The 25,270-nt window shown below is 73.7% G+C and carries 20 protein-coding genes; 12 read left to right on the forward strand and 8 right to left on the reverse strand.

Annotated elements, in window-relative coordinates; all coding sequences use genetic code 11:
* The 5 genes from manA to efeB all read left to right on the forward strand — a co-directional run bounded on the left by manA (position 1) and on the right by efeB (position 6,526).
* Positions 1 to 1,161: a mannose-6-phosphate isomerase, class I gene (gene manA / locus KSK32_RS17495; RefSeq protein ID WP_216932177.1), complete on the forward strand. Its 1,161-nt coding sequence runs from the start codon at positions 1 to 3 to the stop codon at positions 1,159 to 1,161.
* A gap of 288 nt (positions 1,162 to 1,449) precedes the next feature.
* Positions 1,450 to 2,949, forward strand: coding sequence for an adenosylhomocysteinase (gene ahcY / locus KSK32_RS17500; protein WP_216932178.1), 1,500 nt, complete (start codon positions 1,450 to 1,452; stop codon positions 2,947 to 2,949).
* A gap of 175 nt (positions 2,950 to 3,124) precedes the next feature.
* Positions 3,125 to 4,048, forward strand: coding sequence for an iron uptake transporter permease EfeU (efeU, locus tag KSK32_RS17505; protein ID WP_216932179.1), 924 nt, complete (start codon positions 3,125 to 3,127; stop codon positions 4,046 to 4,048).
* A gap of 28 nt (positions 4,049 to 4,076) precedes the next feature.
* Positions 4,077 to 5,207 (forward strand): iron uptake system protein EfeO, encoded by a 1,131-nt coding sequence (gene efeO / locus KSK32_RS17510; RefSeq protein WP_216932180.1) that lies wholly within the window; start codon positions 4,077 to 4,079, stop codon positions 5,205 to 5,207.
* Positions 5,204 to 6,526: an iron uptake transporter deferrochelatase/peroxidase subunit gene (efeB, locus tag KSK32_RS17515; RefSeq protein WP_216932181.1), complete on the forward strand. Its 1,323-nt coding sequence runs from the start codon at positions 5,204 to 5,206 to the stop codon at positions 6,524 to 6,526. The genes efeO and efeB overlap by 4 nt, the downstream gene beginning before the upstream one ends.
* A gap of 7 nt (positions 6,527 to 6,533) precedes the next feature.
* On the opposite strand, the gene KSK32_RS17520 is transcribed toward efeB, so the two are convergent.
* The gene (locus KSK32_RS17520; RefSeq protein ID WP_308163684.1) at positions 6,534 to 7,502 is read right to left on the reverse strand and encodes an RDD family protein; all 969 of its coding nucleotides are present in this window, start codon (positions 7,500 to 7,502) and stop codon (positions 6,534 to 6,536) included.
* 41 nt (positions 7,503 to 7,543) lie between these two features.
* Between KSK32_RS17520 and KSK32_RS17525 the strand changes: the two genes are divergently transcribed.
* On the forward strand, positions 7,544 to 8,497 hold the full coding sequence (locus KSK32_RS17525; RefSeq protein ID WP_216932183.1) for a stage II sporulation protein M: 954 nt from the start codon (positions 7,544 to 7,546) through the stop codon (positions 8,495 to 8,497).
* Here KSK32_RS17525 and KSK32_RS17530 read toward each other — a convergent pair.
* Genes KSK32_RS17530 through KSK32_RS17550 form a run of 5 tightly spaced genes read right to left on the reverse strand, consistent with a single transcriptional unit; the run spans position 8,475 to position 13,486 of the window.
* On the reverse strand, positions 8,475 to 9,785 hold the full coding sequence (locus tag KSK32_RS17530) for a DUF58 domain-containing protein (protein WP_216932184.1): 1,311 nt from the start codon (positions 9,783 to 9,785) through the stop codon (positions 8,475 to 8,477). The genes KSK32_RS17525 and KSK32_RS17530 overlap by 23 nt on opposite strands.
* Complete coding sequence (locus tag KSK32_RS17535) at positions 9,782 to 10,759, reverse strand: MoxR family ATPase (protein ID WP_216932185.1); 978 nt, start codon at positions 10,757 to 10,759, stop codon at positions 9,782 to 9,784. The genes KSK32_RS17530 and KSK32_RS17535 overlap by 4 nt, the downstream gene beginning before the upstream one ends.
* Positions 10,756 to 12,042 carry a DUF4350 domain-containing protein gene (locus tag KSK32_RS17540; protein WP_216932186.1) on the reverse strand — a complete coding sequence of 429 codons (1,287 nt, stop codon included), beginning with the start codon at positions 12,040 to 12,042 and terminating at the stop codon, positions 10,756 to 10,758. Before KSK32_RS17540 ends, KSK32_RS17535 begins: the two co-directional genes overlap by 4 nt.
* Entirely contained in the window at positions 12,039 to 12,644 is a 606-nt protein-coding gene (locus KSK32_RS17545) for a DUF4129 domain-containing protein (RefSeq protein ID WP_216932187.1), read from the reverse strand. Before KSK32_RS17545 ends, KSK32_RS17540 begins: the two co-directional genes overlap by 4 nt.
* Positions 12,641 to 13,486, reverse strand: coding sequence for a hypothetical protein (locus KSK32_RS17550; RefSeq protein WP_216932188.1), 846 nt, complete (start codon positions 13,484 to 13,486; stop codon positions 12,641 to 12,643). Before KSK32_RS17550 ends, KSK32_RS17545 begins: the two co-directional genes overlap by 4 nt.
* Positions 13,487 to 13,700: 214 nt before the next feature.
* Between KSK32_RS17550 and mtrA the strand changes: the two genes are divergently transcribed.
* From mtrA to hpf, 5 genes are all read left to right on the forward strand, one after another.
* Entirely contained in the window at positions 13,701 to 14,390 is a 690-nt protein-coding gene (gene mtrA / locus KSK32_RS17555) for an MtrAB system response regulator MtrA (RefSeq protein ID WP_013284210.1), read from the forward strand.
* 13 nt (positions 14,391 to 14,403) lie between these two features.
* Positions 14,404 to 16,158: an MtrAB system histidine kinase MtrB gene (gene mtrB, locus KSK32_RS17560; protein ID WP_216932189.1), complete on the forward strand. Its 1,755-nt coding sequence runs from the start codon at positions 14,404 to 14,406 to the stop codon at positions 16,156 to 16,158.
* A complete protein-coding gene (locus KSK32_RS17565) occupies positions 16,155 to 17,954 on the forward strand; it encodes an LpqB family beta-propeller domain-containing protein (RefSeq protein WP_216932190.1) in 1,800 nt (599 codons plus the stop codon). The genes mtrB and KSK32_RS17565 overlap by 4 nt, the downstream gene beginning before the upstream one ends.
* 7 nt (positions 17,955 to 17,961) lie before the next feature.
* Positions 17,962 to 18,666 carry a ComF family protein gene (locus KSK32_RS17570; RefSeq protein WP_216932191.1) on the forward strand — a complete coding sequence of 235 codons (705 nt, stop codon included), beginning with the start codon at positions 17,962 to 17,964 and terminating at the stop codon, positions 18,664 to 18,666.
* Between the two features lie 250 nt (positions 18,667 to 18,916).
* Positions 18,917 to 19,561, forward strand: coding sequence for a ribosome hibernation-promoting factor, HPF/YfiA family (hpf, locus tag KSK32_RS17575; protein ID WP_018787590.1), 645 nt, complete (start codon positions 18,917 to 18,919; stop codon positions 19,559 to 19,561).
* Here hpf and KSK32_RS17580 read toward each other — a convergent pair.
* Complete coding sequence (locus KSK32_RS17580; RefSeq protein ID WP_254187091.1) at positions 19,542 to 20,711, reverse strand: GNAT family N-acetyltransferase; 1,170 nt, start codon at positions 20,709 to 20,711, stop codon at positions 19,542 to 19,544. The genes hpf and KSK32_RS17580 overlap by 20 nt on opposite strands.
* Positions 20,708 to 21,865, reverse strand: coding sequence for a GNAT family N-acetyltransferase (locus KSK32_RS17585; protein WP_216932192.1), 1,158 nt, complete (start codon positions 21,863 to 21,865; stop codon positions 20,708 to 20,710). Before KSK32_RS17585 ends, KSK32_RS17580 begins: the two co-directional genes overlap by 4 nt.
* A gap of 169 nt (positions 21,866 to 22,034) precedes the next feature.
* Here KSK32_RS17585 and secA point away from each other — a divergent pair, with 169 nt between their 5' ends.
* Positions 22,035 to 24,935, forward strand: a complete 2,901-nt coding sequence (gene secA / locus KSK32_RS17590) for a preprotein translocase subunit SecA (protein WP_216932193.1) — start codon at positions 22,035 to 22,037, stop codon at positions 24,933 to 24,935.
* Positions 24,936 to 25,270: the final 335 nt, after the last annotated feature.

Here is a 25,270-nt window from a genome sequence, read left to right on the forward strand (position 1 = left end):
ATGGAGTTGTTGCAGGGCCGGATCCGGGACTACGCCTGGGGCTCGCGCACCGCGATCGCCGAGTTGCAGGGGCGGCCGGTGCCGAGCGACGGGCCGGAGGCGGAGCTGTGGCTGGGCGCCCACCCGGGCGCCCCGGCCACTGTGCAGCGCGACGGCCGGCCGGTCAGTCTCACCGAGCTGCTGGTGGCCGAGCCGGGCCACTGGCTGGGTGAGCGGCTGGTCGGCCGGTTCGGCACCCGGCTGCCGTTCCTGCTGAAGGTGCTCGCCGCCGACACGCCGCTGAGCCTCCAGGCGCATCCGGACGCCGAGCAGGCCCGCGCCGGGCACGCCGCCGACGTCGGGCGGGTCAACTACGTCGACCCGTACCACAAGCCGGAGCTGCTGGTGGCGCTCTCGGATTTCGACGCGTTGTGCGGCTTCCGCGACCCGGGGGAGTCGGCGGCGGCGATCGCCGCGTTCGGCGTACCCGCGCTGGAGCCTGTGGTGGCGGCGTTGCGCGACGGGCCGGCGGGGCTGCGGGAGGCGGTACGTCTGCTGCTGAGCTGGCCCCGGGCGGAGCGAGCCGGGCTGGTGGCGGCCGTGCTGGCGGCCGCGGAGGCCGGGCCGGCCTCCGCGGACGCCGAGCTGGTCCGCACGCTGGCGGCCGGCTACCCGGACGACCCGGGCGTGGTGGTGGCCTTGCTGCTGCACCACGTCCGGCTGGCGCCCGGCGAGGGTATCTGGATGCCGGCTGGGAACCTGCACGCCTACCTGCGCGGCACCGGCGTCGAGATCATGGCGGCCAGTGACAACGTGCTGCGCGGCGGGTTCACCGCGAAGCGAGTCGACGTGGACGAGCTGCTGCGGGTGCTCCGGTTCGAGGTGCTGACCGAGCCGGTGCTGGGGCCGGAGCAGGTGGAGCCGGGTGTGCTGACCTGGCCGGTGCCGGTGGAGGACTTCGCGCTGCACCGGGTCGAGGTGGCCGCTGGGTCGCCGGGGGTGCGGCTGACGCTGCCCGGGCCGCGGGTGGTGCTGTGCCGGTCCGGGAAGTTGTCAGTGGACGACGGCGTGGGCGTGGTGACGCTGGACGCGGGTCAGGCCGCGGTCGGTACGGCGGCCGGTGGCCCGCTCACGGTGTCCGGGGCGGGCGAGGCGTTCGTCGCCACTTGCGGCATGCACTGATCCGCACAAGTCCGACTTTCCCGAAATAGCTTGACGGTCACGCTGTGTGGTGTGACTCTATGGGTACGCAGCGTTGTCGCGACGAAGGTCCGGTGACGTGCGGGGGAACCAAACCGGGGGGATGCGCGGGGCGGCCGGGCCGTGAGTGGAAAGTCCGCTCACGACCGACCGCCCCGTGCGCTGTCCGCCGACCGGCCGATTGCGCGGCCGGCCAACCGGGCACGGGCCGAGTGGCCCGCGAGCGTAAGGTGGAAGGCTGCGCACCACCATCGTTCGACAGGAGCTTCCATGACCAGCACCCTCCCGGCGGCCTCCAGCGGCGCGTCGTCGCAGGCCCGGCCGAGCACCCTCGCCGAGGGCGACTACAAGGTGGCGGATCTGTCGCTCGCCGCGTTCGGGCGCAAGGAGATCCGGCTCGCCGAGCACGAGATGCCCGGCCTGATGGCGATCCGGCGTGAGTTCGCCGAGGCCCAGCCGCTGGCCGGCGCCCGCATCACCGGTTCGCTGCACATGACCGTCCAGACCGCCGTCCTGATCGAGACCCTGGTCGCGCTCGGCGCGCAGGTCCGCTGGGCGTCCTGCAACATCTTCTCCACCCAGGACCACGCCGCCGCGGCGATCGTGGTCGGCCCCGAGGGCACCCCGGAGGCGCCGGCCGGCGTGCCGGTCTACGCCTGGAAGGGCGAGACGCTGCCGGAGTACTGGTGGTGCACCGAGCAGGTGCTCAACTGGCCGGACGGGCAGGGCCCGAACATGATCCTGGACGACGGCGGCGATGCCACCCTGCTCGTACACAAGGGCGCCGAGTTCGAGAAGGCCGGCGTCGTGCCGCCGGTCGAGTCCGCCGACTCCGAGGAGTACGCGGTCATCCTCGAACTGCTGCACCGCTCGCTGGCCTCCGACGGCCAGCGGTGGACCCGGATCGCCGCCGACATCAAGGGCGTCACCGAGGAGACCACCACCGGTGTGCACCGGCTCTACGAGATGCACCGCGCCGGCACGCTGCTCTTCCCGGCCATCAACGTCAACGACTCGGTGACCAAGAGCAAGTTCGACAACAAGTACGGCTGCCGCCACTCGCTCATCGACGGCATCAACCGCGCCACCGACGTGCTGATCGGCGGCAAGATGGCTGTCGTCATGGGCTACGGCGACGTGGGCAAGGGCTGCGCCGAGTCGCTGCGCGGCCAGGGCGCCCGGGTCGTGGTGACCGAGGTGGACCCGATCTGCGCGCTCCAGGCGGCGATGGACGGCTACCAGGTCGCCACGCTCGACGACGTGGTGGAGCAGGCCGACATCTTCATCACCGCGACCGGCTGCTTCGACGTCATCACCAACGAGCACATGGCCCGGATGAAGCACCAGGCCATCGTGGGCAACATCGGCCACTTCGACAACGAGATCGACATGGCCGGCCTGGCCAAGCGCAGCGACGTGACCCGGGAGAACATCAAGCCGCAGGTCGACGTGTGGCGCTTCGACGACGGCCACGCGATCATCGTGCTGTCCGAGGGCCGCCTGCTGAACCTGGGCAACGCCACCGGCCACCCGAGCTTCGTGATGTCGAACTCGTTCGCCAACCAGACGATCGCCCAGATCGAGCTGTTCACCAAGACGGACGAGTACCCGATCGGCGTCTACGTGCTGCCCAAGCACCTCGACGAGAAGGTCGCCCGGCTGCACCTGGACGCGCTCGGCGCGAAGCTGACCACGCTGACCAAGGAGCAGGCCGCCTACCTGGGCGTCTCCCCGGAGGGCCCGTTCAAGTCGGACCACTACCGCTACTGAGTTCCACGCTCCCGGAGGGACCGGGGTCGGCCGCCGCGCGGCCGTCCCGGTCCCTTTTCGCGTACGGGGAGGGGCGGCGGATGTCGAAGCGGGTGACGTTACCCGGATCAGCTTGACGTTTGCTGTGAACAGGAGCAAGGTATGCCTGCCCTAACTCAGCGATGACGGAGTGCTGATGTTCGCCACGTACCTGATCGGCCTGCGCGAGGGCCTGGAAGCGACACTCGTGGTCAGCATCCTCGTCGCCTTCCTGGTCAAGTCGCAGCGCCGGGACCGGCTGCCGCAGGTGTGGGCCGGCGTCGGCCTGGCCGTGGCGCTCTCCGTCGGCTTCGGCTCCCTGATCCAGTACACGTCCACCTCGCTGCTGCGCACCTCCGAGTCGCGCGAGCTGTTCGAGGCGGTCACCTCGGTCGCCGCCGTCGTCTTCGTGACCTGGATGATCTTCTGGATGCGCCGGGCCGCCCGCACCATCGCCGGTGAACTGCGCGGCAAGCTCACCGACGCGCTCGCGGTCGGCTCACTGGCCGTCGCCGGGATGGCGTTCCTCGCCGTGATCCGCGAAGGCCTGGAGACCGCACTGATCTTCTACGCCGCGGCCGAGAGCGCGGCCGGCGGCACCGGCCCCGGCTCGCTGCTCGCCCTGGCCGGAGGCATCGCCACCGCAGTCGTGATCGGATTCCTGCTCTACCGCAGCGCGGTCCGGATCAACCTGAGCCGCTTCTTCACCTGGACCGGCGCGCTGCTCATCCTGGTCGCCGCCGGCATCCTCAAGTACGGCGTGCACGACTTCCAGGAGGCCGGCGTGCTGCCCGGCCTGAACGACCTGGCCTTCGACATCTCGGGCACGCTCGACCCGGGCTCCTGGTACGGCGCGCTGCTCGCCGGCATGTTCAACGTCACCGCCGCGCCGACGGTGCTGGAGCTGGTCGCCTGGGTCGCGTACGCGGTGCCGGTGCTCGTCCTTTTCCTGCGCAAGCCCGCCAGGCCCGCCGAGCCCGCCAGGCCCGCCAAGCCCGCCGAGCCCGCCGAGCCGGCCCAGCCCGGCAAACCGGACGCCGACCCGGCCGACGTCGCCGCCGTCCCGTCCCCCCGCTCCTGACCCGCCGCTTCCGAGGAGACCCCGCACGATGCGTACCACTCGACTCGTCGCGCCCGCCGCCGCCGGGCTGCTCGCCGTCGCCGGACTGGCCGGCTGCGGGGGCGGTGACGACGCCGACGCCACGAACGGCGGACCGATCGCCGTCAAGGCCACCGACACCGTCTGCGAGGTCGGCGACACCGAGATCGACGCCGGTCAGGTGAGCTTCAAAGTGACGAACACCGGCTCCAAGGTCAACGAGTTCTACGTCTACGCGGCCGGTGACCGGGTGATGGGCGAGGTGGAGAACATCGCCCCGGGCCTCAGCCGTGAGCTGCGCGTCGAACTGACCGCGGGCACGTACGAGACGGCCTGCAAGCCGGGGATGAGCGGCCGGGGCATCCGGGGCGCGCTGAAGGTCTCCGGCACCCCCGCGACTGTCGCCCCGGACGCCGCGCTGACCCAGGCCACCGAGAGCTACCAGCGGTACGTGCGCAGCCAGACCGCCGCGCTGCTGACCAGGACCGAGGAGTTCGTGGCGGCGGTCAAGGCGAACGACGTGGCGAAGGCCAAGGCGCTGTACCCGGTGGCCCGCACCTACTGGGAGCGGATCGAGCCGGTGGCAGAGAGCTTCGGCGACCTCGACCCGAAGATCGACGGCCGCGAGGAGGTGGTCGAGGAGGGCATGGAGTTCACCGGCTTCCACCGGATCGAGAAGGACCTCTGGACCACCGGAGACGTCAGCTCCGACGGCCCGATCGCCGACCGGCTCCTGGTCGACGTGAAGGCGATCGTCGCCAAGGCGGACGCCGAGAAGCTCACCCCGCTCCAGCTCGCCAACGGCGCGAAGGCGCTGCTCGACGAGGTCGCCAGCGGCAAGATCACCGGCGAGGAGGAGCGCTACTCGCACACCGACCTGTGGGACTTCAACGCCAACCTGGAGGGCTCGAAGGCGGCCGTCGCGGCGCTGCGCCCGGCGCTGGAACAGCGCGCGCCCGACCTGGTGAAGCAGCTCGACAGCGAGTTCGCGAACGTGGAGGCCACGCTTGGCAAGCACCGGGCCGGCGACGGCTGGAAGCTGCACACCCAGCTCGGCAAGGCCGAGCTGAAGGAGCTGTCGGACGCGGTGAACGCGCTGGCCGAGCCGGTCAGCAAGGTCGCGGCGGCAGTCGCGCGATGACCCGCCCGGCCGGCGGTGACGCGACGAGCGAGCCGAACCGCGAACGGACCGGCCGCGGCCTGTCCCGACGCCGGGCGATGACCCTGGCCGGTGTCGGCGTGGCAGGCGTTGCCGGGGTGGCGGGCGGCGCGGGCGCGCTGCTCGCCGGCGGGAACGAGGCGTCCGCGACCGGATCGGCCGCCGGTTCCGTACCGTTCCTCGGCGAGCACCAGGCCGGCATCACCACCCCCGCCCAGGACCGGCTGCACTTCGTCGCGTTCGACGTGGTCACCAAGGACCGGGACCGGCTGGTCGCGATGCTCCAGGAGTGGACCGCCGCCGCGGCCCGGATGACCGCCGGCAAGGACGCCGGGGTGATCGGCGCGGTCGGCGGCATGCCCGAGGCCCCGCCGGACGACACCGGCGAGGCGCTCGGACTGCCCCCGTCGCAGCTCACCCTCACCGTGGGATTCGGGCCGACGCTGTTCCGCGACGGGCAGGGCCGCGACCGCTTCGGCATCGCCGCCCGGCGTCCGGCCGCCCTCGCCGACCTGCCGCACTTCGCCGGGGACGCGCTCAGGCCGGAGCTGTCCGGCGGGGACCTCTGCGTCCAGGCCTGCGCCAACGACCCGCAGGTGGCGGTGCACGCCATCCGCAACCTGGCCCGGATCGGCATGGGCGTGGTCAGCGTCCGCTGGTCGCAGCTCGGCTTCGGGCGTACCTCGTCGACGTCGCGGGACCAGGCGACGCCGCGCAACCTGTTCGGCTTCAAGGACGGCACCGCCAACCTCAAGGCCGAGGACGCGGGCCTGCTCCGCGACCAGCTCTGGGTGCAGCCCGGCGACGGTCCGGACTGGATGACCGGCGGCTCCTACCTGGTCACCCGGAAGATCCGGATGCTGATCGAGACGTGGGACCGCAGCCCGCTGGCCGAGCAGGAGATGATCGTCGGGCGGACCAAGGGCAGCGGCGCGCCGCTGGGCCGGAGGGACGAGTTCGACGAGCCGGACTTCGCCGCAAAGGGCGACGACGGCGAGCCGCTCATCGCCGACACCGCGCACGTACGGCTGGCCCACCCGGACGCCAACGACGGCGCCCGCCTGCTGCGCCGCGGCTACAACTTCGTGGACGGCTCGGACGGGCTGGGCCGGCTCGACGCCGGTCTTTTCTTCATCGCCTACCAGCGGGATCCGCGCCGGCAGTTCGTGCCGATCCAGACCCGGCTGGCCCGCAACGACGCGATGAACGAGTACCTGCGGCACGTCTCCAGCGGCCTGTTCGCCTGCCCGCCCGGCGTACGCGACGCCGCCGACTGGTGGGGGCGGGGGCTGTTCGGCTGAGCCCGGCTCAGCGGCGTACCGGATCGGGGCCCGCGTCCGGGACGGCGGACCGCAACCGGCCGGTGACCGGCGCGGCGGGACGCAGGGCGGCCGGCATGGCCGCGTGCGGCACGACGGCCGGGGGCGGAACCAGCTCCGGCCAGAGCGCGGCGGTGACCGCCCGGGCGCGGCCCAGCCGCAGCGCGGCCCGGCGCCCCCGCTCGGCCAGCACGGCGGACAGGTAGACCCAGTCCGGCGCGGACCACGGCGGAGGCGGCGAGGTGACCGCCTCGACCTCCGCCCACAACGCCCGGCCCAGCCGGGAACGGTCCGGCTCGGCGAGCTGGGGCAGCCGATCCAGGTACTGCCGGGCGGCCAGCGCCAGCCCGTCGTCGAACCGGGTCAGGTCGAGCGTGGCCGCCCAGGCCAGCAGCGGCGGCGGAGCCGGCGGAAACGGCCGCCACAGCGCGGCGCCGCGGCTGTGCACCACGAGCGTGCCGGCGACCAGATCGCCCAGCCGCCGGCCGCGCGGGTCGGTGAGCATCACCGTGACGCTCGCGAACCAGCTCAGCAGCGGCAGCACCAGCCCGGGCCACTCCACCGCGACGCCCACGAGCGCCCGGGTCAGCGACTGGCCGACGCCCACCGGGCCGCCGTCGGCCCGCACCACCCGCAGGCCCACGACCAGCTTGCCCACCGTCCGGCCATCGGCGAAGCGTTCCATCACCACCGGATAACCGAGCAGGACCAGCACCAGCAGCACGACCTGGAGCCCGCCGGCCAGCGCGGCGTCGAGGACGTCGCCCAGCAGGGCGAGCGCCACCATCGCCAGCACCGCGCCGAGCAGCAGGAACAGCACGAGCTGAAGCACGGCGTCGATCAGCAGGGCGAGCACCCGGGAGCCCAGCCGGGCCACCCGGACGTCCAGCTCCACCGCCTCGCCGCTGACCAGACCGGCGTCGGCCCAACGGGGCGGTGGGGTAGGTTGCGCGCGCACCCCGACAGTGAACACCATGGACGCCGAACGGGGGAGGGTGAGTGGATCTCGACGCGTACGTGGCCGAGCACGGCGCCGAATGGCGGCGGCTGGAGCACCTGACCGGCCGGCGTCGCCTCGACGCGGCCGAGGTCGACGAACTGGTGGCGCTCTACCAGCGCAGCGCCACGCACCTCTCCGCGCTGCGCGCCCGGGCACCCGAACCGGCGCTGGTGAACCGCCTGTCCCACCTGGTCCTCGCGGCCCGCGCCCGGGTCACCGGCCGCCCCCGGCCGTCCTGGGCGGCGGTCGGCCGGTTCCTGGCCGCCGACCTGCCCGCCGCCCTCTACCAGGCCTGGCCCTGGTGGTGCGGCGTGGCCACGGCGTTCAGCGGCCTGACCGCCTTCCTCATCTGGTTCGTCGCCGGAAACCCGGACACCGCCGCCGCGTTCGTCGGCCCCGAGGCGGCGCGGCAACTCGTGGACTCCGGTTTCGCCGGCTACTACACCGAGTTCGCCGCGCCCACGTTCGCGTTCCACCTGTGGACGCACAACGCCTGGCTGGCCGCCCAGTGCCTGGCCGCCGGCGTGCTCGTGGTGCCGGTGCTCTGGCTGCTGTGGCAGAACGCGCTCAACATCGGCGTGGTCGGCGGAGTGATGATCTCCTACGGCCGGGCGGACGTCTTCTTCGGCATGATCACGCCGCACGGGCTGCTGGAGCTGACCGGCATCTTCGTCGCAGCCGGGGTCGGACTGCGGACCGCCTGGGCCTGGATCGCCCCGCCCGCGCACCTCGGGCGGGGCCCGGCTCTCGCCGAGGCGGGACGGCTCGCCGTCGTGGTCGCGGCCGGCCTGGTCGGCATCTTCGCGGTCTCCGCGCTGATCGAGGCGTTCGTGACCCCGGCGCCGGTGCCGGTCCCGCTGCGGGTGGCCGCCGGCGCCGCGGTGTGGTTGGCCTTCCTGGCGTACGCGCTGGTGCTCGGCCGGCGCGCGGTCAGAGCTGGCCGAGGGACTTGAGCCGCAGATAGGTGTCGGCCACGGCCGGGGCCAGCCGGTGCCCCGGAACGTCCACCACAGTCACGCCGTAGCGCGACAGGGCGGCGCGTACCCGGTCCCGCTCGGCCAGCGCCCGCCACGCCGACGCGGCCGCGTACGGGTCGTCCGGCCCGGCCGGGGTGGCGGTGGCCAGCCGGTTCAGCACCGGGTCGCCGGCCGCGGCCAGCACCACCCGGTGCCGGGTCGCCAGCCGGGGCAGCACCGGCAGCAGCCCGTCGCCGATCGCGCCCGCCTCCAGGGCGGTGAACAGCACCACCAGGCTGCGCTGCCGCTCCCGGCGCAGCACCTCGGCGGCGATCAGCTCGAAGTCGGTCTCGGCCAGCGCGGGCTGCAACGGCGCCACCGCGTCGACCAGCCGGGCGAGCAGCGCCGGACGGCCGCTGCCGGTCACCCGGGCCCGGATCTCGGTGTCCGCCGCCAGCAGGTCCACCCGGTCACCCGCCCGGGCGGCGAGCGCGGTGAGCAGCAGCGCCGCGTCGATGGCGGTGTCCAGCCGGGGCTCGTCGCCGAGGCGCACCGCGGACGTGCGGCCGGTGTCCAGGACGCAGACCAGGCGCCGGTCCCGCTCCGGGCGCCAGGTGCGCACCAGCACGTCGGCGCGGCGGGCGCTGCCCCGCCAGTCGATCGAGCGGACGTCGTCGCCCACCGCGTACTCGCGGAGCGTGTCGAACTCGGTGCCGTGACCGCGTCCCCGGGTCACCTGGACACCGTCGATGACCCGCAGCCGGGCCAGCTTCTCCGGCAGGTGCCGGCGGGAGTCGAAGCGCGGCAGCACCCGCAGGGTCCACTGTGGCGTCGCGGGCTGTCCGGCGCGCTGCCGGGCGCCAAGGCGCATCGGCCCGAGCGAGCGTACGGTCAGCTCCACCGCCGGCCGGTCGCCGCGCCGGGTCGGAGTGAGCCGGACCGGCAGCGTGGCGGTGCCACCGGGCGGCACGGTGAGCAGGCGGTCCGGCGGCACGTCGGGGCGCGACCCGGCCGACGGCACCCAGGCGTCGCGTACCTGGGCGTGGAGCGTGCGATCGGTGGGGTTGGCCAGGTGCAGCGTGACGGTGGCGGTGCCGCCGAGGCGGACCGTCCGCTCCCCGGACCGGGTCACCGTGAGCGCGTCCGGCGGGACCGCCATCGCCCGGTCGAGCAACACCAGCAGCAGCACCGCAGCGGTCAGCACGGCGACGCCGAGGAACGGCGCCGGCCAGGCCGGCAGGGTCAGCGCGCCCGCGCCGAGCAGCAGACCCGCCCGCCAGGTCATCGCGGCGTCGGCACGGTGGCCAGCACCGAGTCCAGCACGGCGTCGACGGTCACGCCCTCCAGTTCCGCCTCCGGACGCGGGCGCAGCCGGTGCCGCAGTGTGGGCCGGGCGACCGCCTTCACGTCGTCCGGGGTGACGTGGTCGCGGCCGGCCAGCCAGGACCACGCCTTGGCGGCGTTCAGCAGCGCGGTGGCGCCCCGGGGGGACGCGCCCAGCTCCAGCGCCGGGGCGGACCGGGTGCCCCGGCACAGGTCCACGATGTAACCGAGCACCGGCTCGGCGACGTGCACCATCCGCACCTCGGCCCGGGCGGCGGCCAGGTCCGACGCGTCGGCCACCGGGCGTACGCCCGCGGCACGCAGGTCGCGCGGGTCGAAGCCGGCGTGGTGCGCGCGCAGGACACCCAGCTCCTCCTCGCGCTCCGGCAGCGGCACGGTCAGCTTGAGCAGGAAGCGGTCGAGCTGCGCCTCGGGCAGCGGGTAGGTGCCCTCGTACTCGACCGGGTTCTGGGTGGCCGCGACGATGAACGGATCGGGCAGCGGGCGGCGCTCGCCCTCGACGGAGACCTGCCGCTCCTCCATCACCTCCAGCAGCGCCGACTGCGTCTTGGGCGGGGTGCGGTTGATCTCGTCGGCGAGCAGCAGGTTGGTGAAGACCGGCCCCTCCCGGAACGTGAACGCAGCGGTTCGCTGGTCGAAGATCAGCGAGCCGGTGACGTCGCCGGGCATCAGGTCGGGGGTGAACTGCACCCGCTTGGCGTCCAGGTCGAGCGCGGCGGCCAGCGTCCGGACCAGCAGCGTCTTGGCCACCCCCGGTACGCCCTCCAGCAGCACGTGCCCCCGGCAGAGCAACGCGATCACCAGGCCGGTGACCACGGCGTCCTGCCCGACGACGGCCTTGCCGACCTCGGCGCGCAGCCGGTGCAGGGCGGCGCGGGCGCCGGACGGGGCGGTGGTCGTGACGGGTCCGGTCACCGGGGGTCTCCTTCGCTCGGATGCGGGGCCAGGGTACGGGTCAGGGCGTCCAGTTCGCGGGCCAGCTCCAGCAGCTCGCGGTCCTTCTCCGGGACGGGGCCGTAGAGCAGGTCGGCCACCTGGTCCGGGTCGGCGCCGGCGCGTTCGGCGACCCGGGCGGCCACCTCGTCGTCGGGCGTGTCAGGGGGCAGATTCAGCCGGGTCGTCAGCCGGTCCAGCGCGGCGGCGCGCAGCGTCCCGGCGACGGTGTCACGGGCACCCGCCCGGCGGTAGAGCCGCGCCCGGCCGCGTACCGTCTCGGCGGACCGGACGGTCACCGGCAGCGGCTCCGACACCGGCGGCCCGAGCCGGCGCGCCCGCCACAGCACCACGAGCAGGCCGGCCAGGGCGAGCTGCACCAGGAGGGCCCAGAACCACAGCGGGAAGGCACCCCAGAGCGGGTTCTCCCGCGGCGGGTCGGCGGTCTCGGGCGGGTCGGGCCGGTCCGCCCTGCCGCTCCCGGCCGGGGCGGGCTCCCCGGTGACCGGTTCCGGGGACCAGCTCGGCCCGGTCGGGGCCGGCGCCGGCTCGGGCAGGTCGAGCCAGACCAGCGGGCGGTCGCCGCCGAGCAGGCCGGTGGCGAGCGCCTCGTTGCCCCACTCGCCGATCCGGTCGTTGCGGAACGGGTCGCTGGCGCCGGCCAGCACCACCTCGACCCGGCCGGGGACGCGCAGCAGCGCGCCGCCGTAGCAGCTGTCCACCTCGGCCGGTCCGGCGTACCGCTGGAGGTCGATCGCGGCCGTGCCGGCCCGGACCGCCTCGGGCAGCGCGCACCGCGTGCCGCCGGCATCGGGGGGCACCGCACGGGCGGCCCAGCGCCCGCCGGCCGGTCCGACCGGGGTGTCCAGCTCGGCGAGCACTCGCCGGGACGGCTCGACCAGCACCAACCGGCTGCCCGGCGGCAGGGTGGTGAGGTCGTCGAGCAGGTTCGGATGCACCAGAGCGGGCGCGGGCACGAACAGCGTGCTCGGCTCGGCCCGGGCGGTACGCAGCGCCGCCTCGAACTCCGTCTCCCGGCGCAGCGGGACGCCCTGCGTCCGCAGCGCCCCGGCGAGCCGGCTCGCGCCGTCGTCGTCGGTGGCGACCGGGGACAGGAACCCGGGCTCGTCGGCGTCGGGCCGGTCGACCGCGCGCAGCACGAGCGTGGTCACGATCAGCAGCACGGCGAGCCCGAGCGGGACGAGCAACCGGTACCGACGCCGGCGCGGCGCCGACGCGGTCTCCGGTACGACGGTGGCGGTCACCGCGGCTCCTCCCCGGTCAGCTCGCGACTCAGGTCGGTGGCGAGTTCACGCATCCGCCGGTCGTGCGCGGCGGTCGCGGGGCGCTGGGCGTACCAGAGGTCGGAGAAGATCGCCCCGGCCGCGTGCAGCGTCGGCCGGACCTGCGGCCGGGTGCGGGCCGCCGCCTCGGTCAGCTCGACGACGGTGAGCCCGGGGCGGGGTTCCACGACGTGCCGGACGACCAGGAGCCGGACCATCTCGCGCAGCCGTTCCCGGACCGCCTCGGCGTACCGGCCCTCGGCCGCCAGCCGGTCGGCCAGCCCGGCCGCCGCCGGTTCCGGCAGCCGGGGCGCGGGCAGACGCACGGGCGGCGGATCGGTGCGCGGCCGGCGGGCACGCCGCCGGAACCGGGGCAGCCGCAGCCGGGGCAGCCGGAACCGGGGCAGGTGGGGGCGCCGCCACCGGGGAAGACTGAGTCGGGGCAGCCGGCGGGGTAGCCAGGCCGGGAAGAAATGCCAGCCCAGTGCCACCAGCAGCGCGGCCGCCAGCAGGATCAGCGCGGCCAGCGGCAGCGGCACCACGTCACCGAGGGCCGCGACCGTCTCGGTCCACCACCGGCTCACCGGTGTGCCGCCAGCAGGGCCGGCTCGGGCACACCGGCCGGCGCGCGGGAGAGCCGGATGTCCAGCCCTTCGGTGCGGATCCGGGCCTCCAGGTGCAGTACCGCGTCCAGGCAGGCGAGCGCCGGGTACGCCAGCGCGTTCACCGCGGTGAACGCGGCGACCGTCACCGGCAGCGCCCAGGCGGAGACGTCGAACAGGCCCAGCATGGTGAGGCCGTAGTAGACGCCCAGCCCGATGCCGAGCCGGATCAGCCACCAGCCCAGGTAGCCCAGCAGCCGGATCGCGGCGGCCCGCGCGCTGACCCGGCCGGCCAGGCGCACCGCCCGCCAGGGCGCCAGGTGCGCGGGCACCCCGTCCAGCACGAGCACCGGCACCACCAGGCCGAGCAGCGCGTACGCCGGGAACCAGCCCGGCCCGGTCAGCCCGCCGGCGGTGACGGTCAGCCCGACCAGCACGGCGGCCGGCAGTGCCACGCCGAGCCGGGCGCCGCGCAGCAGCTCCGACGGTGCGGGACGGCGCCCCAGCAGCGCCGCTCCGGCCCCGCGCGCGGCCGGGGCGCCGAGCACCGCGATGATCGCGGCCTCGGTGCCCGCGCCGGCGGCCAGCAGCAGCCAGTACCCGGGAAGAGAGTCGTCGAACTCCGCCGGCCACCAGAACGGCGGCTCGGCCCCGGCGAGCATGCGCAGCGGGTGGAGCACCGCCTGTTCGGCGAGGGCCAGCAGGAGGGCGAGCGGGACGAGCACCCGGGCCTGGTCGCGCAGCAGCAGCACGGCCGCGTCGAGCAGCTCGCCGACGGTCAGCGGACGGCGCGGCAGCACCGCGGTCGGGCCGGCGTCGGGCACGCGTACTCCTGGGCGGGGTGAGCGGAGGTGGCGGGCGGGGCGACGCCCGGGGGATCATGGTTGCACGGCGGTTCCGCATCCGGTGGACCCGTCCGGCCCGGCGCGCCACACTGGGCGGCCACGCCGACTCCTGTGGTGCACGGGGCCGCTCGGCGCTACGGTGCCGTGGAGACGCCGAACACTCCAGACGAACGGGGATGGAACGATAAACCCCATGAGAGCCCGGGTACTCGTGGTCGACGACGACCCCGCCCTCGCCGAGATGCTCGGCATCGTGCTGCGCAGCGAGGGCTTCGTGCCGTCCTTCGTCGCGGACGGCGAACGGGCGCTGGCCGCGTTCCGCGACAACCGACCCGACATCGTCCTGCTCGACCTGATGCTGCCGGGCATGAGCGGCATCGACGTGGCCCGCGCCATCCGGGGCGAGTCCGGCGTGCCGATCGTGATGCTGACCGCCAAGAGCGACACCGTCGACGTGGTGCTCGGGCTGGAGTCCGGCGCCGACGACTACGTGGTCAAGCCGTTCAAACCCAAGGAACTGGTGGCCCGGATGCGGGCCCGGCTGCGCCGGGGCGAGGACGTGGCGCCGGAGATGCTGACCATCGGCCCGCCCGGCAACCAGATCACCATCGACGTGCCGGCCCACACGGTCAGCCGCGACGGCGAGGAGGTGAAGCTGACGCCGCTGGAGTTCGACCTGCTGGTCGCACTCGCCCGCAAGCCGCGTCAGGTCTTCACCCGCGAGGTGCTGCTGGAGCAGGTCTGGGGCTACCGCCACGCGGCGGACACCCGCCTGGTCAACGTGCACGTGCAGCGGCTGCGCGCCAAGATCGAGCCGGATCCGGAGCGACCCGAAATCATCCTCACCGTGCGGGGCGTGGGCTACAAGGCGGGGACCGGATAGCCTGGTCAGCACTGTGGTGACCACCCCGCTGCCCGACCCGCCGACCGCCGCGCCCCGCCGGCTCCACGCCGCGCGGGCGCTCTGGCTCGCCCTGACCGGCCGGGTCGCCCGGCTGGTGGCCGCGGTGCACCAGGCGTGGCGGCGGTCACTCCAGGTCCGTGTGGTCACCATCACGCTGGTGGCGTCGAGCCTGCTGGTGGGCGGTTTCGCCTACCTGATCGCCGACAAGATCACGAGCATCCTGCTGGAGAACGCCGAGACCGACGTGCGGCTGCGCCTGAGCAACGGCAGCGAGTACGCGGCCAAGCAGTTCAACCTCTACAGCCAGCCGCAGGAGGCGCAGCTCCAGAACACCATCGACGGCACCGTGAACTACCTGGCCGGCGGTGACCCCACCCAGACCAGCGGCGTGGTGGTGGCGATCACCGCCGACAACTTCGCCGAGTTCATCGAGCCGCGTACCACGCCCGACGTGCCGGTGGGCGCGGTGATCGGCGACGAGCTGCGGGCCGCGGTCGCCTCCGGCAAGGTCGCGCACCAGATCCGCACCGGCTCGCTCGGCGGCGAACGGACGAAATACCTGGTCTACGGCTCCCCGGTGCCCACCAAGTTCGGGCAGGTCGAGCTCTACTACCTCGTACCCCTGGCCCGGCAGGACGCGACGGCGGCCGACGCCCGGGCCACGGTGGTCGCCACCGGCGTCGCGCTGGTGCTGCTGCTCGGCCTGCTGGCCGCGCTGGTCACCCGCCTGGTGGTGACGCCGGTACGGGTGGCCGCGCGCACCGCGCAGCGGCTCTCCGCCGGCCTGCTCGACCAGCGCATGGTGGTCTCGGGCGAGGACGACCTGGCCCTGCTGGCCGCCTCGTTCAACCAGATGGCGACGAACCTGCAACGGCAGATCCTCCGGCTGGAGGAGATGTCCCGGCTGCAACGCCGGTTCACCTCCGACGTCTCGCACGAGCTGCGGACACCGCTGACCACGGTACGGATGGCCGCCGACCTGATCTTCGCCGAGCGCGACGAGTTCGACCCCGCGGTGGCCAGAAGCGCCGAGCTGCTCCAGGCCGAGCTGGACCGGTTCGAGGAGCTGCTCACCGACCTGCTGGAGATCAGCCGGTTCGACGCCGGTTTCGCGGTGCTGGACAGCGAGCCGACCGACCTGGTGCCGGTGGTGCACCGGGTGACCGAGCGGCTGGCCGGGCTGGCCGAGCGGGTCGGGGTGACCATCGAGCTGGACCTGCCGGACACTCCGGTGATCGCCGAGGTCGACCCGCGCCGCGTCGAGCGGGTGCTGCGCAACCTGGTCGGCAACGCGGTCGAGCACGGCGAGGCCAAACCGGTACGGATCACCCTGGGCCAGGACCAGAGCGCGGTGGCGATCACCGTGCGGGACCACGGCGTCGGCCTCAAGCCGGGGGAGGAGAAGCTGGTGTTCAACCGCTTCTGGCGGGCCGACCCGTCGCGCGCCCGGCAGACCGGCGGCACCGGGCTGGGCCTGTCGATCAGCCTGGAGGACGCCCGCCTGCACGGCGGCTGGCTGGAGGCGTGGGGCGCGCCGGGCCAGGGCGCCCAGTTCCGGCTCACCCTGCCGGCCCGGGCCGGGGACCGGCTCACCACCTCTCCGCTGCGGCTGGTGCCGGCCGACGCCACGGTGCCGTTCGGCGGCCCCCGCGACGGCGGGCTGCCCGCCATCGGCCCCGCCGGTGCCGTCGCGGCGCTGACCGCCTCCCCGGCCGACAGCGCCGAGCACGCGGAGGCCCGGCCGTGAACCGCCGCGTCCTGGCCGTGCTGCTGACCGGCGTGCTGCTGCCGGCCGTGCTCGCCGGATGCGGCATCCCGGCGGAGACCGACGTGCAGGTGGACGGCTCGGTGCCGGCCGCCGAGGCCGGGGCGCTCAACGGCAGTCCGGCCCGGCCGCCCGAGCCGGGCGACAGCAGCGAGCCGGTGCCGTTCATCGAGAACTACCTGCGGGCCGCCGCGGCCGGGGAACGCGACCAGGCGTACGACCGGGCCCGGAAGTTCCTCGCCGCGGAGGCCCGCGACCTGCTTCCGGGCAAGCCGCAGACCAGCGAGATCGAGCTGACCGTGGTGCGGCTGCGGGAGAAGCCGGAGAGCACGCCGCCCAACAACCAGGGCACCAGCACCGTGACGCTCAAGGTGCAGCAGGTGGGCGTGTTGCGGGCCGACGGCACGCTCGGCCCGCCGGTGGCGAGCGAGACGCAGTACGTCTTCGAGCTGCGCCGGGCCGAGCCGGCCGGCACCGGCCTGCTGATCACCGAGCTGCCGAACGTGCTGCTGGCCAGCGACTCGGCGATGCGTGAGTACTACCGTCCGCGCACCGTCTACTTCTGGAACACCGACCTGACCCGGCTGGTGCCGGACCAGCGTTACCTGCCCTCGTCGGCGCCGACCGAGCGCCGGATCACCGAGGTGATGAAGTGGCTGGCCGACCGCCCCTCGGACTGGCTGGCCCCCGGGGTGACCGGGCTGCCCGACGGCACCCAGCTGATCAACAACGCGACCGGCGCGGACGGCCACTGGGAGATCAACCTCAACATGCCGGGCGCCAACGAGCAGCGGCTGACCCGGCTCGGCACGCAGCTGGCGTGGTCCCTGTCGGACCTGGACGGCCAGGTCGACCTGAAGATCCAGAACCAGAAGCGGCTCACCGTCGACCTGCGGCGCGAGCGCGCATCCACCGCCGCCTATCCACGCGGCGGCGATCCGATGCGGTTCGCCGTCTACGACGGCGCCGTCCGTCCCCTGGCGTTCGGCAACGAGTCGCGGGCCGCTGTGCCGCTGCCACCGGCGGAGAACCGCAACGTGGTCTCCGCGTCGCTCGCCCGCGCCGACGACCAGGTGCTCGCCGCGCTCGTGGTGACCGGGCCGGACAACCGCAGGCGGCTCAAGGTGGGCATCGGCCCGGAGCCGGTCGCGATGCTCAGCCCCGGCGACCGGACGTTCCGGGCGATGAGCCGTCCCACCTGGCTGCGGTCGCTGAACAAGGCCCGTCCGGCCGGTCTGGTGGCCGCCGACGGCCGGCTCTACCGGTTCGACGGTGCGGGCCGGATGAGCGAGATCCCGCTGTCGGTTCCCGGGCCGGTGACCGCCGTGGCCGGTTCCCTCGACGGTCACCGGATCGCGCTGGCGTCCGGCGGCGCGGTCTTCGTCGCCGCGGTGAGCGTCGACGGTGGTGTGGTCAGCCTCGGGCAGCCCCGCCGGGTGACCACGCTGCTCACCGGCGTGACGGTGGTGGACTGGGTGGCGGAGAACGAGCTGGCGCTGGCCGGCAACGAGGCCGACCGGCGCTCGGCGATCCACCAGCTCACCGTCGACGGCGCCTGGGAGACCCCGCTGGCGGTGGAGATCGGTGCCCCGGTGACCCAGCTCGCCGGGTATCCGGGCGGCGGTGACCGTGGCCTGGCCGCGTTCTCGTTCATGTTCGAGACGGACGGCGCGGCCTGGCGGAACAACCCGTTCGACTACGTCAAGCGGGAGCAGGTGCTCGACGTCCCGTCGGGCAGCCGGGCGACCAACCCGACCGCACCCTTCTTCCTCTACTGAGCTGTCCGTGCGCGACCTGGGCGGGCTCTGGTCGGACCTGACCGACCTGGTGCTGCCCACCGGGTGCGCGGGCTGCGGCACGGGGTCGGTGCGGCTGCGGCAGGGCTTCTGCCCCGGCTGCGTGCGGGAGCTGGAGTCGCTGCGTCCCGCACCCGCCCGGCCAGATCCGGCTCCGCCCGGCCTGCCGCCCTGTGTCGCGCTCGGCCCGTACGGCGGCGCGCTGCGCGAGGGGCTGCTGGCGTACAAGGAACGGGGCCGGCACGGGCTGGCCCGGCCGTTGGGCGCGCTGCTCGCCGAGGTGGTCGCGGCTGCGGCGGGGCCACCCGGCCCGGTGGCGCTCGTGGCGGTGCCCGACACCGCGCGCGCGGCCCGGGCCCGCTACGGCGACCACCTGGACCGGCTGGTCCGGCCGGCGGCGGCCCGGTTACGCGCGGCCGGCTGGCCGGTACGCGTGCTGCGCCCGCTGCGGGCGCTGCCCCGGACCGACTCGGTGGCGCTGGACAGCGCCGGGCGGGCCGCAGCGGCCGGGGAGGCGTTCCGGTTGCGCCGTCCGCCGACCGGCCACCGGCCGGGGGAGCGCGTCGTGCTGCTCGACGACATCGTCACCACCGGCGCGACGCTGGCGGCGGTGAGCCGGATGTTGCATCGCGCGGGAATGACGCCAAAGGCCGCGGCGGTGCTCGCCGCAACGCAAAAGCGGCGTCGTCGGTGACGCTTCGTGTATCCGTTTCACCCCAAGGTGTATGAGCTGTTAAATTTCGCGACCGCCTTCGGCAACCAGGGGTGACGGGTGGCCGTACAGGAGTTAGCGTTTCGGTGTCGGGGGTAGTGAGACTTCAAACCTTCCCCCGGCACTGGAAGGAGGCGTAGCCGAACAACACCGGTCGACGCCGAGCGGGGCCCTCCCGGGTGCGTCGGCCGGATGATCCGGACCGAACGACCGTCCGAACAAGGGAGGTCACGTGGACATCGTGGTCAAGGGCCGTAACGTCGAAGTGCCGGACCATTACCGGGTGCACGTAGCCGAGAAGCTCGCGAAGATCGAACGCTACGACCAGAAGCTCATTCGCGTGGACGTCGAGTTGTTCCACGAGCGCAATCCACGCCAGGCGGACACCTGCCAGCGGGTGGAGATCACGTGCGTGACGCGCGGCCCGGTCATCCGGGCCGAGGCCTGCACGAACGACTTCTACAGCGCGCTCGACGCCGCCATTGCCAAGCTGGACACGCGGTTCCGCCGCGCGGCGGACCGTCGTCGGGTACACCGTGGCCGGCACGCGCCGATCTCCGTGGCCGCCGCGACCGCCGGCCTGCCGGTGGCCGACCTCGACGGGCCCGGCCTGGCGGCGCTCGACGGCCACGGCACCGCCACCGCGGTCGCCGAACGCCCCGACGAGAGCGGCTACGGCGAACCCGACGACCAGCCGTGGCACATCGCCCGCGCGAAGGTCCACCCCGCCGAACCGATGACCGTCGACGACGCGCTGTTCCAGATGGAACTTGTCGGCCACGACTTCTACCTGTTCCAGGACAAGGAGTCCGGCCGCCCGAGCGTGGTCTACCGGCGGCACGCGTACGACTACGGGATCATCCAGCTCGACGCGTGACCCCTTGACCGGTGCGGACGGGCCCCCGCGCGGGGGCCCGTCCGCAGCTGTCGTCAGTGTCCAGCCGGCCGTAGACCACCGAGTCGACACGGCCCCCGTCCGGGCCGGGCAGCCGGCCGCGCAACAGCCCCTCCCGCCGGAAGCCGGCGCGTTCCAGCACCCGCTGCGAGGCGACGTCGTCCGGCCGGGTGCCGGCCCAGAGCCGGGCCACCCCCATGCCGAACGCCCACCCGGCGACCAGCCGGACCGTCCGGGCCGCCAGCCCGCGCCCGCGCGCCTCGGGCAGCAGGCTGTATCCGATCATCGCCTGCCCGGTGGTTGGCTCGTCGTAGAACAGCGCGCAGCCACCGACGACAGCGCCGGTGGCCGCGTCGAGGATCGCCAGGTCGGCGGCCTCGCCGGCGAGCCAGCGGCTCGCCGCCAGCCGGCAGCGGCGCGCGAGCGCCGACCGCTCCGGCGGCACCGGCGGCACCCGGTTCGCCACCACCTCCGGCAGCGAATGCAGCCGGAACAGCGCGTCCGTGTCCGCCGGCTCCACCGGGCGCAGCGTCACCACGCCGTCGGTCAGCCGGCCGTCCGGCAGGTCCGGCAGCAGGCGGGCGACCGGCCCGGGCGGGTCGTCGGCCAGCCGCACCCAGGCGATCAGATCCTGGCGTACGCTGTCGCCGCCCGCGCCCGCCGCCCGGCGTACGCCCTCGTGCCGGTAGCCGCAGGCGAGCGCGATGCGCTGGCTCGCCACGTTCTCCGTGCGGGTGAGCAACTCCAGCCGGGCCGCTCCGGCGGCGAACGCCCGCTCGGTCAGCAGGCGGGTGGCGGCCCTCGCCACGCCCCGGCCGCGCGCCGCCGGTCCCACCCAGTAACCGATCTCGTACGTGGCCCGCTCCGCGCTGAGCCTTGTCAGCCCGATGCTGCCGAGCAGCAGGTCGCTCGCCGGGTCGGCGATCGTGTACGCGGCTCCGCCCGCCGCGCACGCCGCGGGCGCGCCCTCGGTGATCCACCACCGGGCGGCGTCGGAGTCGTACGGGTCGGGCAGCAGGGGCATGAACCGGCGGGTCTCCGGGTCGGCGCACCCGGCCACCATCTCGGGCACGTCCGCGAGGTGGCACGGCCGCAGCCGTACGCCGTACCCCTCGATCGTCTCAGGGGTCAAGCCAGGTCACCCGGCAGCAGGCCGCCGATCCACACGTCCTGCCGCTCGCCGCGGTGCTGGACGCCGCCGCGCAGCGTGCCCTCGACGGTGAAGCCGGCCTTCTCGGCGGCCCGCCGCGAGGCGGTGTTGCCCACGTTCGCCCGCCACTCGATCCGGGCCAGGCCGAGCGTGGTGAAGCCCCAGGCGCAGACCGCGGCGAGCGCGGCCGGCAGGTAGCCCCGGCCGCGTGCGTGCGGCGCGGTCATGTAGCCCACGTCGGCCACCAGCGGGTTGCCGGGCAGCAGACGCAGGTCGACCGAGGCGACGTAGCGGTCGTCCGGGTCGGCCACGGCGAACGTCGCGGCGGTGCCCCGCGCCCAGGCCGGGCGCACCAGGTCGCGCAGGAAGCCCTCGGCGTGCTCCGGCCGGTACGGGTGCGGCACCGTGGTCCAGCGGATCGTCTGATCGTCCTGGCAGGTGCGGGTCACCTCGGCCAGGTCGCGTTCCTCCAGCGCGCGCAGCCGCAGTTCGGTGTCCCCGGCGGTGGCGAACAGGACCGGCTGCGGCCGGCCGAAGACCGCCGCCCGGCGGGCCTGGAGCGTGTCCGGGCCGTAGGGGACCGGGTCGCCCGTGGCGGCGACCTCGCCGGGGAGCAGCGAGCCGATCCAGCCCTCGGCCCGGCCGCCGGGGCTGGGGTGGGCCAGCCGCAGCTCACCGTCGATCCGGAAGCCGGCCCGGAGCGCGACCAGCCGGGAGGCGTGGTTGCCGATCTCGGCCTGCCAGGTGAGCCGGAGCAGTTTGAGCGTGTCGAACGCCCAGCGGGCGAGGGCGCGGGTGGCGCGGACCGCGACGCCCCGGCCCCGGGCCCACGGCGCCGTCCAGTAACCCACCTCGGCCGAGTCCCGCGCGCGGTCGACCGAGACCAGGCCGATCGAGGCGAGCAGCTCACGGGTGCCGGCGTCGCAGACCGCGAACTGCGCTGCGGTGCCCTCGGCCCAGCCGGTGGCGCTGATCATGGTGACGAACCCGGTGGCGTGCTCCGGCAGGTACGGGCGAGGTACGGTGGTCCAGCGCTGGATGTCCGGATCCTGGCAGGCGCGGTACACCGCGTCGGCGTCCTCCGCACGCCACGGGCGCAGCAGCAGGCCGTCCTCGATGATCTCCACAGGCTCCATTCGAGCCATCGTGCCGGATCGTTCGCGCACGGCGTAACCCGATTAGCGGCCGATGGCGCACGGTCGCGGCGTTATGTCGGGTTCCGGAGCCCGGACCGCCGCCACCAGTGACCATCGTCGCCTCGGAGCGCCTACGATGGTTCGAGACCGTCTAGGGGAGCGTTGATCCGTGTCGATTCTGGAAAAGTTCCTTCGCGCCGGCGAGGGCCGCATGGTGCGTCGGCTGAAGGCCATCGCTGCCGCCGTCAACTCGATCGAGGACGACTACGTCGACCTCAGCGACGACGAGCTCAGCGGCATGACCGTCCAGTTCAAGGAGCGGCTCGAGGATGGCGAGACCCTCGACGACCTGCTGCCCGAGGCGTTCGCGGTGTGCCGCGAGGCCGCCTCGCGGGTGCTCGGCCAGCGCCCGTACGACGTCCAGGTGATGGGTGGCGCGGCGCTGCACTTCGGCAACATCGCCGAGATGAAGACCGGTGAGGGCAAGACGCTGACCTCGGTCATGCCGGTCTACCTGAACGCGCTCGCCGGCAAGGGCGTGCACGTGATCACGGTGAACGACTACCTGGCCGAGCGCGACGCCGCCTGGATGGGCCGCGTCCACGAGTTCCTCGGCCTGCGCGTCGGCGTGGTGCTGCCGAACCGGCCCGCCACCGAGCACCGCGCGGCCTACGAGTGCGACGTCACCTACGGCACCAACAACGAGTTCGGCTTCGACTACCTGCGCGACAACATGGCCTGGTCGAAGGACGAGCTGGTCCAGCGCGGCCACTTCTTCGCCGTGGTCGACGAGGTCGACTCGATCCTGATCGACGAGGCGCGTACCCCGCTGATCATCTCCGGTCCGGCGGAGCACTCCGCCCGGTGGTACCAGGAGTTCGCCACCGTGGTGGCCCGGCTCCAGCCCGGCACCGACGGCGAGGGCGACTACGAGGTCGACTACGCCAAGCGCACCATCGCGATCACCGAACGCGGTGTGGCCAAGGTCGAGGACCGCCTGGGCATCGACAACCTCTACGAGTCGGTGAACACCCCGCTGGTCGGCTACCTGAACAACGCGATCAAGGCCAAGGAGCTCTACAAGCGCGACAAGGACTACATCGTCAACGACGGTGAGGTTCTGATCGTCGACGAGTTCACCGGCCGCATCCTGCACGGCCGCCGCTACAACGAGGGCATGCACCAGGCGATCGAGGCCAAGGAGGGGGTGGAGATCAAGCAGGAGAACCAGACCCTGGCCACCATCACCCTCCAGAACTACTTCCGCCTCTACGAGAAGCTCTCCGGCATGACCGGTACCGCCCAGACCGAGGCGGGCGAGTTCAACAAGGTCTACAAGGTCGGCGTCGTGACCATCCCGACGCACCGGCCGATGGTCCGGCTCGACCGGCCCGACGTCATCTACAAGACCGAGAAGGCCAAGTTCAACGCCGTCGTCGAGGACATCGCCGAGCGGCACGAGCAGGGCCAGCCGGTGCTCGTCGGCACCGTCTCGGTGGAGAACTCCGAGATCCTGTCGCACATGCTGCGCCGCCGGGGCATCCCGCACTCGGTGCTGAACGCGAAGTTCCACGCCAAGGAGGCGGAGATCGTCGCGCAGGCCGGGCGCAAGGGCGCGGTCACCGTCGCGACCAACATGGCCGGCCGCGGTACGGACATCCTGCTCGGCGGCAACCCCGAGTTCCTCGCCGCGAACGAGCTGCGCCAGCGCGGGCTCGACCCGGTCGAGCAGCCGGAGGAGTACGCCAAGGCGCTGGAGGAGATCCTTCCGACCTGGAAGCAGGCGTGCGACGTCGAGGCGGAGGAGGTGGCCGCCGCCGGCGGGCTCTACGTGCTGGGCACCGAGCGGCACGAGTCCCGCCGGATCGACAACCAGCTGCGCGGTCGCGCCGGCCGGCAGGGTGACCCGGGCGAGTCCCGCTTCTACCTGTCGCTCCAGGACGAGCTGATGAAGCGCTTCCGGGCCGGCGCGGTCGAGGCGGTGATGGACCGCTTCAACATCCCGGAGGACGTGCCCATCGAGTCGAAGATGGTCACCCGCCAGATCAGGAGCGCCCAGGCCCAGATCGAGGGCCAGAACGCCGAGATCCGCAAGAACGTCCTCAAGTACGACGAGGTGCTGAACAAGCAGCGCCAGGTGATCTACGCCGAGCGTCTCCGGGTGCTCAACGGCGAGGACCTGTCCGACCAGGTTCGCAACATGATCGACGACGTGGTGACCGCGTACGTGGTCGGCGCGACGAGCGACGGCTACGCCGAGGACTGGGACCTCGACCAGCTCTGGTCGAGCCTGAAGCAGCTCTACCCGGTCGGCGTCACAGTCGAGGAGCTGGAGGAGGAGGTCGGCTCCCGCTCCGGCATCGACCAGGACTTCCTGCTCGCCCGCCTGAAGGAGGACGCGCACGCCGCGTACGACAGGCGTGAGGAGAACCTCGGCGAGGAGGCGGTACGCCAGCTCGAGCGCATGGTCCTGCTCCAGGTGATCGACCGTAAGTGGCGTGAGCACCTCTACGAGATGGACTACCTCCAGGAGGGCATCAGCCTGCGGGCGTACGCCCAGCGCGACCCGGTCATCGAGTACCAGCGCGAGGGCTTCGACATGTTCGCCTCCATGATGGACGGCATCAAGGAGGAGACGGTCGGCTTCCTCTACAACCTGGACGTGCAGGTCGAGGAGGCGGAGCCGGAGGCCGAGGAGGTGCAGCTGCTGGAAAAGCCGGTGGAGATCCGGGCCAAGGGTCTCAACCGCGCGCCGCAGCAGCAGGGCCTGCAATACTCCGCGCCCGCCGTGGACGGCGAGGCCGGCCGGGGCGCTCCGGTGATCGAGCGGCCCGAGCAGCAGGCGCCGGCGCTCGGCATCGGGCAGCAGTCCTCGGAGCGCCCGGCCGCCTCCACGCCGCGCCGTGCGCCGGCCGGGGCGAGCGGCCAGGCGGTTGCCGCGAGCACCGCCCGGCGGGCCGCGCCGGGCCAGGTCGACGGGGGCGAGGGCCCGTCCCGTAACGCGCCCTGCCCGTGTGGCTCGGGCCGCAAGTACAAGCGCTGCCACGGCTCGCCCAACGGCGGCAACTGACCCCGAACGCCCCCACGACGGGCCTCGGCCTCCCGGCCGGGGCCCGTCGCTGTCCTCCCGCCCATCTTCCCGCCCGTCCGCGCCCGTCCCCGCGCCCTCCCTCGGCGATCTTGCAGTTGCGGCCCCCGTTGTGACCGATTCATGCCGGCATCGAGGGTCCGAAGTGCAAGATCGCGGGGTTTGTGGGGTGGCGTGGGGCCGGAGATCCTCGTTCGGCTGGTTGCTGCGGCGAGCCTCCCGTTAAGCGAGATTGGCGTTCCGCTTGGTGGGAGCGGTGGAGATCTTGGTGGGAAAGGGCCCCTATGGGGGCCGTTTGGTACCAAGATCTCGCCGGG

Origin of the sequence: Micromonospora sp. WMMB482, from assembly GCF_019038635.1 — a bacterium.
Taxonomy (GTDB): Bacteria; Actinomycetota; Actinomycetes; order Mycobacteriales; family Micromonosporaceae; genus Micromonospora; species Micromonospora marina.